Origin of the sequence: Sphingobacterium sp. lm-10 (genome assembly GCF_023554555.1) — a bacterium.
Lineage (GTDB): Bacteria > Bacteroidota > Bacteroidia > Sphingobacteriales > Sphingobacteriaceae > Sphingobacterium.
Genome location: NZ_JAMJWC010000001.1, coordinates 888,044 through 900,861 on the forward strand (window position 1 = coordinate 888,044; position 12,818 = coordinate 900,861).

The 12,818-nt window shown below is 42.5% G+C and carries 9 protein-coding genes; 5 read left to right on the top strand and 4 right to left on the bottom strand.

Translation table 11 applies throughout. The features are described from left to right. Positions 1 to 3: 3 nt before the first annotated feature. Positions 4 to 1,821 (top strand): malto-oligosyltrehalose trehalohydrolase, encoded by a 1,818-nt coding sequence (gene treZ, locus M8998_RS03510; protein WP_249990660.1) that lies wholly within the window; start codon positions 4 to 6, stop codon positions 1,819 to 1,821. A 21-nt stretch (positions 1,822 to 1,842) separates the two neighbouring features. Then, positions 1,843 to 6,033, top strand: coding sequence for a malto-oligosyltrehalose synthase (gene treY, locus M8998_RS03515; protein ID WP_249990661.1), 4,191 nt, complete (start codon positions 1,843 to 1,845; stop codon positions 6,031 to 6,033). Positions 6,034 to 6,043: 10 nt separating this feature from the next. Here treY and M8998_RS03520 read toward each other — a convergent pair whose 3' ends face one another. Together M8998_RS03520 and M8998_RS03525 are read right to left on the bottom strand one after the other, a co-directional pair. Further along, the gene (locus M8998_RS03520) at positions 6,044 to 6,325 is read right to left on the bottom strand and encodes a hypothetical protein (protein WP_249990662.1); all 282 of its coding nucleotides are present in this window, start codon (positions 6,323 to 6,325) and stop codon (positions 6,044 to 6,046) included. A gap of 128 nt (positions 6,326 to 6,453) precedes the next feature. Continuing rightward, the gene (locus M8998_RS03525; protein WP_249990664.1) at positions 6,454 to 7,353 is read right to left on the bottom strand and encodes an SDR family oxidoreductase; all 900 of its coding nucleotides are present in this window, start codon (positions 7,351 to 7,353) and stop codon (positions 6,454 to 6,456) included. A 352-nt stretch (positions 7,354 to 7,705) separates the two neighbouring features. Here M8998_RS03525 and M8998_RS03530 point away from each other — a divergent pair, with 352 nt between their 5' ends. Genes M8998_RS03530 through M8998_RS03540 form a run of 3 tightly spaced genes read left to right on the top strand, consistent with a single transcriptional unit; the run spans position 7,706 to position 11,148 of the window. Then, complete coding sequence (locus tag M8998_RS03530; RefSeq protein ID WP_249990666.1) at positions 7,706 to 9,838, top strand: catalase; 2,133 nt, start codon at positions 7,706 to 7,708, stop codon at positions 9,836 to 9,838. A 23-nt stretch (positions 9,839 to 9,861) separates the two neighbouring features. Then, positions 9,862 to 10,305, top strand: a complete 444-nt coding sequence (locus tag M8998_RS03535; RefSeq protein WP_249990668.1) for a DoxX family protein — start codon at positions 9,862 to 9,864, stop codon at positions 10,303 to 10,305. 15 nt (positions 10,306 to 10,320) lie between these two features. After that, positions 10,321 to 11,148, top strand: a complete 828-nt coding sequence (locus tag M8998_RS03540; RefSeq protein WP_249990670.1) for an alpha/beta fold hydrolase — start codon at positions 10,321 to 10,323, stop codon at positions 11,146 to 11,148. 139 nt (positions 11,149 to 11,287) lie between these two features. Here the strand turns inward: M8998_RS03540 and M8998_RS03545 are convergent, their stop codons facing one another. Continuing rightward, a complete protein-coding gene (locus M8998_RS03545) occupies positions 11,288 to 11,659 on the bottom strand; it encodes a response regulator (RefSeq protein WP_249990672.1) in 372 nt (123 codons plus the stop codon). A gap of 127 nt (positions 11,660 to 11,786) precedes the next feature. Beyond that, a complete protein-coding gene (locus M8998_RS03550; RefSeq protein WP_249990674.1) occupies positions 11,787 to 12,800 on the bottom strand; it encodes a histidine kinase dimerization/phospho-acceptor domain-containing protein in 1,014 nt (337 codons plus the stop codon). Positions 12,801 to 12,818 lie beyond the last annotated feature (18 nt).

The following is a 12,818-nucleotide window of genomic DNA, read 5'->3' on the forward strand; positions in this document are numbered from 1 at the left end:
CTTGTGAATACACCAAAAATAAACTACTTAGGTGTTCGTACGGAGGCTGATGGTGCCCATATTTCTCTATGGGCACCATCAGCGAAAACAGTACATTGCCAAATTGAAGGTCAGGATACGCGTATAACGCTTAATCAGAGCAAGTATGGTTATTGGGAAGCGAGTACGCATGTATTAAAAGTGGGAGATCAGTACCGTTTTGTACTGGACGGAGACGCCTATGCGGATCCAGCTTCTTACTACCAGCCGGAAGGCGTACATGGCCCGTCAGAAGTGGTAGATCTTTCGTTCGCATGGACGGATGCAAAGTACGAAGTACCAGCCCTGAAAGATTTCATCATTTATGAGTTGCATATCGGCACGTTTACCCAAACACATGATTTTCAAGGGACGATTGACAAATTACCTTATCTTAAAAAGCTAGGCATCAACGCGATTGAGGTCATGCCCATCGGACAATTCCCAGGAGAACGCAACTGGGGATATGATGGCGTATTTCCTTTTGCAGTACAAGCTTCATATGGAGGGCCAAAAGCCTTTCAGCAATTGGTAGATGCAGCACATGCACACGATATTGCCATTGTATTGGATGTAGTATACAACCATTTTGGTCCCGAAGGAAACTATGCGCCGCATTACGGACCGTACTTTACCGAAAAGTATGGTACACCTTGGGGTAGTGCCATCAACTTCGATGATGCGCACAGTAACGGTGTACGCGACTTTGTCTTGGCCAATGTACGGATGTGGTTTGAAGATTTTCATGTGGATGCATTACGTATTGATGCAGCGCATGCTTTAAAAGATTCGAGTGCATCCCATATCTTACAAGACATTCGTAAGGAGACCAATGCTTGGATTTCCGAACAGGAAACAAAGCACTATTTGATCGTAGAATGTGACTTGAATGACAGAAGGTATTTGGAGCCTTTAGAAAAGAATGGCTACGCGATGGACGGGCAATGGGTAGATGAATTTCACCATGCATTGCGTGTAGCTGCCGGTGGCAAGCCAGATGGGTACTACGCCGATTTCCATGGCATTGCCGATTTGGCGAAGGCCTTTCAACATGCCTATGTGTATACCGGTCAATATTCTGAACATCGCCAAAAGTTCTTCGGCAGCGACTCCACCGGATTGGCCGGAGAACGGTTTGTCGTATTTTCGCAAAACCACGATCAGACCGGCAATCGAATGCTCGGCGAACGGAGCAGTATGCTGTTCTCGTCAGATATGCAACGCCTGATGGCTCTTGCTGTAATCGCCTCCCCCTATGTGCCTATGTTATTCATGGGCGAAGAGTGGAGTGCTTCTACCCCATTCCAATATTTCGTACACCACAGCGATGAAGAGCTCATTGAGGCCGTACGTAAGGGGCGCAAAGAGGAATTTAAATCATTTCACACGGAGGCCGAAGCACCTGATCCGCAAGCGCAAAGCACTTTTACAGATTGCGTGTTGAATTGGACTGAGCAAGATTCGGGATCACATCGTCAAATGTTAGCCTATTACGAAGCTTTATTGGCCTTTAGAAAGTCCAACAGCATTCTCCGACAGGTAGATAGATCACTCCTTACCGTTCAATATGATGAAGCTAAATCCGTGATCGTTTTAAGTTACACATTCGAAGATCAACTGATGGTCGGCATGCTCAATTTTTCGACAGATGCGCAAGTTATCACGCTAGATAATGCGCATAGCTTCGAACGTATCTGGGATACTTCTGATCCAGCATGGGGAGGTTCGGGACCAATTCAGGATCTTTTCAGTAGCCAACTTTCCATACCACCCGCTACAGGCGTCTTCTTTCAACAATTATAAACTTACATACAGGTAGTCATCATGCCTCACCCACACAACACATATCGCATTCAATTTCATCAGGATTTCACCTTGTCCGATCTGGATCAAATCAGCGAGTACCTGCATCAATTGGGTGCAAATACCATTTATGCTTCTCCATTGTTGGCAGCTACACGAGGTAGTACACATGGCTATGATGGTATTGACAGCCATCGTATCAATCCCGAAATAGGTTCTAAAAGTGAGCTGATAAAGTTGAAAAAGAAACTCAACCAACACAAAATGGGTTGGTTGCAGGATATCGTACCTAATCACATGGCTTTTCATCCAGAGAACGCCTGGTTGATGAATCTTTTGGAGTACGGAGAACATTCTCCATACCGATCGTATTTCGACACGAGCCTCAATAGTGATTTAATGCATGGAAAAATGATGGTTCCAGTATTAGGTAAATCATTACGTCAAGCCTGTCTGGACGAAGAACTAAATATCCGTTTTGAAAAAGGAAAATTCTCCGTCCATTACTTTGATCAGTCTTTTCCAATTGCACCGTCGAGCTACGCTTACTTACTGCAGGCTTTGCTGTTGGATTTCGAACATAAAGAAGAGCTTTCTTCCATCGTACAGCAGCTAGAAGAAAAATTGGAGGACGCGGCACCAGATTATGCCGCTGCGCACCGCTCATTATCCAAATTATTTGCTGCGTCAAAACAACGTACTTATCTGCAACGCCATTTGAAACAGTTTGGATTAGATGCGGAAGCCCTAGAAGCCTTATTGGAGCAGCAGCACTATCGTCTTTGCCATTGGCAGGAAACAGATAAGCAGATAAACTATCGCCGTTTCTTTACCGTCAATGGTTTGATCTGTATGAATGTGGATCGAGCAGAGGTATTTGAAGACACACATCGTTTGATCAAAGAGCTAATAGATAAAGGCATTTTCGATGGTCTACGCATTGATCACATTGATGGGCTTTACAATCCAACAAAATATTTGCATGATCTTCGTAACCTATGTGGATCAGATACGTTTATAGTGGCCGAAAAAATTCTGGAAACAGGAGAAGAGTTACCTGAAGATTGGCCGATTCAGGGTGCTACTGGCTACGAATTTTTAGCTTGGTGTAATAACCTGCTGACCGATAAAAATGGCAAAGAGCGCCTTACCGACTATTATCAGGAGTTGACGGGGACAAAAGAGGATGCACATACCTTGCAATTGCAAAAAAAGACAGCCATCCTACAAAATCACATGGGTGGTGAAATAAATAATCTATACCACTATCTCCTGCACTTGGAGTTGTTACCTCAGCATGCATCGCAAAACAGCGGTGATTTGAAGGATGCCATTGCAGCATTTTTAATTTATTTCCCGGTATATCGTTTGTATGACGAACAGTTTCCGCTATCCAAAGATTCTTATAAGGTGCTGGAAAATGTTTTTGAGCAGATAATCCAGGATAAATTTGCCCCGAAGAAATCGGTCAAAGCTTTCGCCTCTGTGTTTCAGCAAGCACAAAACACTAAAGATGAAGGCTTACGCGAGAAAACTAGGCTATTTTTTGCACGCTGCATGCAATTTGCTGGACCGGTGATGGCTAAGGGTGTGGAAGATACGTTGATGTACACCTACCACCGGCACATTGGCCGCCATGAAGTAGGCGATCATCCAGAGAATTTTGGCTTGTCGAAAAAGAAATTTCATCAAGCCATGGTAGATCGGCAAGAGAAATGGCCTTCTGCCTTAAATGGAAGTGCCACTCACGATACGAAGCGTGGTGAAGATCAGCGAGCCAGATTGCAAGTGCTTAGCGCCATGCCTGATGTATGGATTGCAGCTGTGAGATCCTGGGAAAAGGATCTACACGAACATTACAATGCTCCGCTACCGCATCCAAATGATCGTTATTTCCTATATCAAACCTTATTTGGCTCCTACCCTATGCCAAATACGCCTTACGATGACTACGATACACGACTGAATGCTTATTTAGAAAAATACTTACGGGAAGGTAAAGAAAGATCGGATTGGGCTGCGCCAGATGAAGAGTATGAGAACACGTTAAAAGATTTTGCTGGTTATTTGCTGGATGAAAAACAAGGCTTCTTCCCAGAATTTCATGCATTCTTTTTAAAATACCTTGATTTTGGAATTAGCAATTCGCTGAGTCAATTAGTACTAAAATTAACCTGCCCGGGTACTCCTGACGTCTACCAAGGTTCGGAGTTGTGGGAATTGGGTTTTGTTGACCCAGACAATCGCAGGCCGGTAGATTACGCGCTCCGGCAGAAATACCTGAAAGAAATCACTGCTTCCGCTTTTACGGATCATATAGAATCGCTTTGGGAGGACAGGCATTCTGGCAAGATAAAACTTGCGCTATTACATCAGCTATTAGCAATACGCAACGATGAACACAAACTATTCCGCGATGGTACCTATCAACCTATCGAAGTAGTAGGTAAATACAAGCGCAATGTATTGGCCTATGCAAGACGTTATCAACAGGAATGGGTAATTGTAGTAGTTCCTTTGCATTTGGCATCTATTGGTCGATCTGCTCAGGATGATATTCTCCAGTTTGACTGGGAAGACACGCATATTTTACTGCCTGAAGATCAGGATATCAAGTGGAAACACGCATGGTCTACGCTCACAAGCGATAAGAAAGAGGTACAAATCAATGCACTTTTCGAAAATTTACCTGTAGCGATTTTAAAAGGAAGCAGTACGCCTAATGAGCGAAGTGCAGGCATTGTGCTGCACATTACTTCACTCCCTTCAGAATACGGCGTTGGCGATTTGGGCAAAGAAGCCTATAAATTTGTAGACCAGCTTGCCGCTGCGGGACAACGATGGTGGCAAGTTCTCCCCCTCGGGCCTACCGCAAAAGATCAGTTTCATTCTCCATATAGCACCTGGAGTGCCATGGCAGGAAACCCCTTGCTGATCGACTTAGAACAGCTGGGAATTTCACATAAGCAGTTGAAGCAATTACGTAAAAAAGCAAAAACGAGCAAGAAACATCGAGTAGATTTTGAAGAAGCTTTAACCTTTAAGATGCCGCTACTACAGGGAGTGTTTGAGATAACAGATGTACAAAACTGTGCGGACTTCCAGCAATTTTGCAAAGTAGAAAGTAAATGGCTAAATGATTATGCACTTTATGTAGTACTGCGGGAAAAACAAGGTGATGTAGCTTGGTACTCCTGGGATGCGGCTTATCGCTTGCGAGATCCAGAAGCCATTAAAAGTTTCTCCGACCAGCACCAATCGGCTATTCTATTTCAGAAATGGTTGCAATATACCTTTGATAGGCAGTGGTCGACATTGCGAAGCTATTGTCATGCGAGAAATATATCCATATTAGGAGATATTCCCATTTATGTTAGCCACGACTCGGCAGATGTGTGGGCCAACCCGTCTTTGTTTGCTTTGAATGGAGATGGAAGCTTGGAAGCTGTGGCTGGCGTGCCGCCAGATTATTTCAACGAGGAAGGACAGCTTTGGGGCATGCCGGTATTCAACTGGGAAACACACCAAAAATCAGGATACAAATGGTGGCTTGCTCGTATCGCCCGTAATGTGGAATTGTATGACACAATTCGGCTGGATCACTTCAGAGCATTTTCTGCCTATTGGGAAGTGCCCGCAACGGCGGATTCAGCTAAGTTAGGCACTTGGAAGAAGGCGCCTGGTAAGGGACTATTTGCCAAGATCCGCCAAACCTTTGGCAATCTTCCTTTTATTGCGGAAGACTTGGGCGATATAGATAACGAGGTATATGAGCTACGTGATAGCCAGAAAATGCCTGGCATGAAAGTGCTACAGTTTGCTTTTGGCGAAGACATTGTTACCTCTCCACATATACCACATCAGTATGAAAAAAATTATGTGGTATATACAGGCACGCATGACAATAATACATCCCGTGGATGGTATGAAGAAGAGACAGATGAACTCATGCGTAGAAATATTCAGGTATATGCTGGACATCAAGTCAATGCCAATTCGATTAATGAAGCCTTAATCCGTTTGGCCTACGGCTCTAAGGCTAATATCGCCATAGTACCCATGCAAGATGTGTTGGATTTAGATGGTAGTAAACGTATGAATACACCCGCTACCACGGAAGGGAATTGGACCTGGCAAATGAGATCAGGAGATTTTGATGCCAACCAGATAAAACTTTTGAGAGAAGCTGTAAAAGTATTTAATCGCGGATAATGCTTATGCATTATCCGCAATAATGCAGTATTGGATCTACGTTAGTGATCTTCGCGTAATCTACCGAAGGAATATGCCGTTCATGACTATCGTAAAGCCATTCTCCATCGTCTCCCCTCTTAAACGTGATAATATAATTGATACCTAAAGGTGGTAAAGGCGGCTGTCGTCGGTGAACATAAATTCCCACACGTACACAGGCGCTATTTGCTAACTCCTCACCTTTTTGATCGTGCACAAATGATAATGCTCTGCCAATTGCTTTGTCTAACACTGTTTGATTTTTATACATAACGCTCCCTTCCTGTAATTATACTACTACTGCATACATTATACCAAAAAGTAGTCGGATATGGCGTACCGCATCCGACTACAAAACTATATTATAGACTCCATAATTATTATATTAAGCGAATATGCCTATGGATGGCCGTACCCACCTGCTACTCCTACAATCTGCCCGTGTGAGTAGCTTGATTTTGTATCTGCTAATAAAACATAGACGCCAGCCAATTCAACCGGTTGTCCTGCACGTTCCAGTGGTGCTGTTTTACCAAATTCTGGAATAGCATCCGTCGGTTGACCACCGCAAACTTGTAATGGTGTCCAAATTGGCCCCGGTGAAACGCCATTTACACGAATTCCTTTCGGTCCCAACTGTTTAGACAAGGCTTTCACGTACGCTACATTTGCCGCCTTAGTTTGTGCATAATCAAAAAGATTGGCCGATGGATCATAAGCCTGCACAGACGAAGTTGCAATGATAGCAGCACCTGGCTTTAAATGCTTCAGCGCAGCTTTGGTAATCCAATAGGGTGCATAAATATTCGTTTTCATCGTCAAATCAAAGTCCGTCGAATCAATATCTTCTATCGAGTCATGACTTTTTTGTTTCGCCGCATTATTTACCAAAATATCTAACCCACCTAACTTAGCTACCGAATCTTCTACTAATTGGATACAAAATGCTTCATCCGTGATATCTCCTGCAATGGCAAAACCCTTCTGTCCTGCCTCCTCAATATACCGAATAACTTCCTGAGCATCTTCTTCCTCGTGCGGTAGGTAGTTGATAACAACATCTGCTCCTTCTCGTGCATACGCGATAGCTGCAGCGCGACCTATACCAGAGTCTCCACCAGTGATCAATGCCTTGCGTCCTTTCAATTTTCCAGATCCAACATAAGAAGTCTCTCCATGATCAGGAACAGGTTCCATTTTACTAGCCAATCCTGGAAAAGGTTGTTGCTGTTTAGGGTACGGTGGTTGCGGAAATCTTGTTAGTGGGTTTTCTAAACCTTGAGTTTCTTTAGTATCCATGTCTATCGTTTTAATAACGGCGCATAATGGTGTGCATTATGAAACCAGTTTATATCATATCTACTGTCTAGACACATCCCTCACCCTAATGTTTTTATAGATTGCAGAACACGAAATCATATCGTAACCATTGCGGCATGTACTTAAAGCAAAGAAGTAGTACTACGTGTAAGTATTTTAACTGCTGATTTGCACAAACTATTAAATGCGGCAACTGTTGCTACTATGTACTCCTTCGTGAGTACGTTAAAAGGGCCTCCTGGAGGTCCCATCACCCTATTGCAACCACCAAGCAATAGCGTGATGAGGGGAGATAAATTATAGAGATGAGTTAAAATCTAAAAAAAAGTATATGGCGATCGGTAAAGATGGAAGAAACCCTAAGAAAGAACAAATGGACGCTCATTTGGTCAACAACAACATGACCAATATGACCACCAATCAAGGGTTAAATGTGCACGACAATAACAACTCACTTAAGGCCGGAAAAAGCGGACCAACCTTATTAGAAGACTTTATATTACGGGAGAAGATTTTTCATTTTGACCATGAGCGTATTCCAGAACGAATTGTGCATGCACGCGGTAGTGGAGCGCATGGCGTATTTCAGGTATACGAATCTTTAGAAAAATATACTAAAGCAGACTTTCTACAACACCCTGCTAAGGAAACACCCGTCTTTGTACGATTTTCTACTGTTGCTGGTTCTAAGGGTTCTACCGATATGGCGCGCGACGCACGTGGCTTTGCTGTTAAATTCTATACCGATGAAGGTATTTATGATTTAGTAGGAAATAATATTCCCGTGTTTTTCATACAAGACGCCATGAACTTTCCGGATCTGGTACACGCGGTAAAACCAGAAGCAGACAATGAAATACCGCAAGCGGCATCTGCACATGATACTTTTTGGGATTTTGTATCATTGATGCCAGAATCTGCGCATATGATGATGTGGGCCATGTCCGACCGTGGTATACCCAAAAGCTTGCGTACCATGGAAGGCTTTGGAGTACATACGTTCCGGTTGATCAACAAACAGAATGAATCGCATTTTGTAAAATTCCATTGGAAACCCGTACTAGGAATGCAGAGCGTGGCTTGGAACGAGGCACAAAAAATATCTGGATTTGATTCTGACTTCCATCGTCGTGATCTTTGGGACAATATAGAAGCGGGCAACTACCCCGAATGGGAATTGGGACTGCAGATCTTCACACAAGAACAAGCAGATAAATTCTCTTTTGATGTACTCGATCCGACTAAAATAATTCCCGAAGAACTAGTACCGGTAAAATTGGTAGGCAAGCTCACATTAGACCGGAATCCAGACAACTTCTTTGCAGAAACAGAACAGGTTGCTTTTCATCCAGGACACATTGTGCCAGGTATTGAGTTCTCCAGCGACCCCCTTTTACAAGGCAGATTGTTTTCTTACACAGATACACAACTAAGCCGTCTGGGAAGTGCCAACTTTCACGAGTTGCCAATAAATCGATCGGTAGCACCCATTCACAACAACCAACGTGATGGACATATGCGACATGATATTGCGAAAGGCAAAGCAAATTATTTCCCCAACAGTATTGGGGGTGGATGCCCATTTCATGCTATGATACAGGGACAAGGATTCGACTCCTACCCAGAAGAAACTACGGAAACCAAGGTGCGTGGCAGATCAGACAGTTTTGCAGATCATTTTACGCAGGCCACACTTTTCTACAACAGCCAATCCGAACCTGAGAAAGCGCATATTGTAAATGCATTTAGCTTTGAATTGGGGAAAATCAATTCGGTGGATATCAGAAAGCGTTATTTGGGAATTCTGACTCAAGTAGATGAGGATTTGGTGAAGCAGGTGGCCAATAATTTGGGTTTAGAGGTGCCCAAGGGTTTAGCAGAGGAAACTCTTTTTTATGCCAAACAGAATCATGCAGATTACCCAATCACCCCTAATAAACCTGAAGTGGAAAAATCCGAAGCACTTAGTATGGAATATAAAAAAGTGGAAAGCATTAAAACCCGCAAAGTAGCTATCCTGGTTGCAAATGGTAGCTGCGAAGAATCGATAGAAAAAATCACGCTTCCGTTGGAAGAAGGTGGTGCTACGCCTGTATTGATTGGCCCAAATGTGGGATCGATTACCTCGAAACAAGGTAATGTTATTGCGATTGAGCATAGTTTTCTAACGGAGGCTTCTGTGTTATACGATGCTTTATTCATCCCAAGTGGAGAAGATGCGATTAAAATACTGGACGATGAACCGGATGTCTTTCAATTTATCAATGAAATGTATAGACATTGCAAACCAATAGCTTTTGGTAGTGGAACAGAAGAAATTCTAGAACAAACTTACATTAAGAAGCAGGAAAATGATTGGGGAATTGTCGTAGAAACGGCAGATCAAGACCTGGGATCATTCGTTAAGGCGGTGGCTCGGCACCGTAACTGGGCACGTGAATCTTTCCGCAAAGTGCCTGCATAATTTTACACTTAAATAAGGTCACGATGGAATTGGTAAAACAACAGAAATTAGGTATCGGTAAACATATTGGAAGAATAGCTATCGGATTATTCTTCGTGTATGCCGGTATTGCGCATCTTACTTTCGGACGAAGAGCATTTCGAGCTCAGGTACCGAAATGGGTACCTGCTACCAAAGATCAAGTAGTCCTCTGGTCGGGGTATGTAGAGATACTTCTTGGATTATTAGTGCTATGGCAAGGACACCGTAACCCTCGGGTTGGCTGGTTAGTTGGTGCTTTTTTAGCAGCCGTATTTCCAGGCAATTGGGCGCAATATAAAAACCAAAGAAATGCATTTGGCTTAACGACCGATAAGGCAAGATTTATTCGTTTGTTTTTTCAACCACCATTGATTTGGTTGGCCTTATGGAGTATGGGTGCCATACATCATCCGGAAAAAAATAAATTGGAGCAGAGTTATAAATAAAATAGATAAAATAATATGTCAAAATTAACAAATAGCAACAACGGACAGAGTGTAGATATTCATTATCATGATCAAGGATCAGGCAAACCTGTTGTATTAATTCATGGTTGGCCATTGAGCCACACTTCTTGGCAAAACCAAATCACTACGTTAGTAGACGCTGGCTATCGCGTTATCGCTTATGATCGTCGTGGTTTTGGAGATTCCACTACTGGAAATGCATACGATTACGATAGCCTAACCAGCGACTTACACGCTTTATTAGAAGAGTTGGATTTAAAAGAGGTGACGCTGGTAGGATTTTCTATGGGCGGTGGAGAAGTGATTCGTTATGTAACTAATTATGGGACGGATAGAATTGCCAAACTGGCATTAGTAGCTTCTATCATTCCGCTTGTAAAGCAAAAAGAGGATAATCCAGATGGTGTGCCGCAAGAAGATTTAGACGGTATCTTAGCAAATATCAAAGAAGATCGCATTGCATTCTTGAAAGAATTTCATCAACAGTTTTACAATGTAGACAAGAAGCCTGATGCGGTACCTGAATCTCAGTTAGATGCAGATCTTGCTGTATCGTCTGCAGCGGATGCGAACGCAACCATCGAAGCGGCAAAAGCTTGGATGGATACCGATTTCCGCCCGGAGACAGAAAAGATTGCTTTACCAACGCTGATTGTGCATGGTAAGGAAGACAATACTGTCCCTATTGCGACATCTGCTGAGCAGGCTGCTAAACTAATAAAAGGTAGCGAATTAAAAGTGTATGACGATGCACCTCATGGTCTTAATGTCACACATGCTGAGCAATTGAATAAAGATTTAATTCAATTCTTAGGATCTTAAATATAGGAAGTTACTGATGTAACACCTAAAAGAAAGAACCCCAAGATAAATATCTTGGGGTTCTTTCTTTTAGGTTGTTCTGATTATAGAATGGCTAAGATAACACTACAACGCCAGCCAAAAAAAAAATCTAAAACCTCTATGCTGCGCTGATCACCGCATTTTCTACCGTAGTTAAAAAATCATCTACGTCGAAGGGTTTTGCGATAAACTTATTTGCTCCTGCGTCTTTTGCCACCTGTAGACCATCACGACTGGCCGAGATGCAAATTATGAAGATATGTTTTAGTGCATCATTAGCACGAATCTTCTTAATAAGCTGATCACCCGTTACTACCGGCATCCATAGATCCACAATCAAAATATCTGGTTTAAATTCTGTAATCTTATCGTATGCGTACACGCTGTCCGTTTCGGTAATGGTATCTACATCTTCCAACTCTAACACCATTTCCAACATATCTGTTATCCCTTTATCATCATCACAAATGAATACTCTTTTTTGAGCCATAATTGCCTGTCTGTCTATTTCTTGCAGCTTTGAACACCCTATCTCTTTTTCCCAAAAATGGTGTTAGTCATGCTGTAGTATTATAGACCAATTCCCATACCAGAAAGTTTAATTTTATAAAAATAGACTAAAAAATGGGAAAATTAAGTATTATGCTTCCATTCTTCGAATGGAAAGATACTTTGCCATTCAATTCTTGCATCATTTTTTCCAACACCGGATAGCAGATAAGCTCTTTTTCCAGATTTAAATTATCAGTATTAATGGTATAAATTACCTCTCTATCTGCCCGAGTGCTATTTATTGCAATAGTGAACTTTGACTTAGCGGCAAGTGCTTGCGTAGCGCCCTGTATCGCCAATGAGAAAACCTGATACAAGACATCGCTGTCGCCGCGAACAGGTAGCAGCGTTCCTATTTCCATTTTTTTATCACCTAAACCAAAAGAGCGATTGTTATTTGTGATATGATGAACCCAATGTGCCACATCCATGTCTTGATTAACATCTGCTTGATTATTTTTGATATTGCGGCTTACCTCTACCGTGTCTGTAATCAATTTCTCCAAATTTTGTAAGGCATCAATAACCATGTTTACCCATTTGGTATGTTCCTCCGGTGTCATCTGAATTCGAGACCGCATGTATTGCATCCCTAACTTAGCAACCGACAACGGGTTTCTTAAGTCGTGAGACAATGCATGACTCCATTTTTCCAATTTTGCATCAGAAGAAGTCTCATCTGTTTGTTGGCTATTTCGATTACGCATTGGATTACTCGTTTCTATCACCGTATGGATCATGGCTTCGGTATAGCCTTCCGAATCGACGATCGGCTGCACATTCCAATCCATATATTTACACTGTAAAGAGCCATTAACAGTCATTCTAATCGGATACGCATGGAGATGAAAAGGCTTTCCACTGTTCCATATTTCCGTCAACAAATTACCTAAGATAGATTGTTCGCCATCTGGTAATAAATCTGAAAATCGAGCTTCTTTATCACCTACAGACCGGCCAAAAACAGCGCGCATGCCATCATTGATAAAACCGATGTCTAGCGTAGCAGAAGTATATACGACCGTAGCAACGCTAGACTTCTGTAACAGGCCTAGCATTTGTGTCTCTTTGTTTTTCATAGTATAGTTTAACTGCTT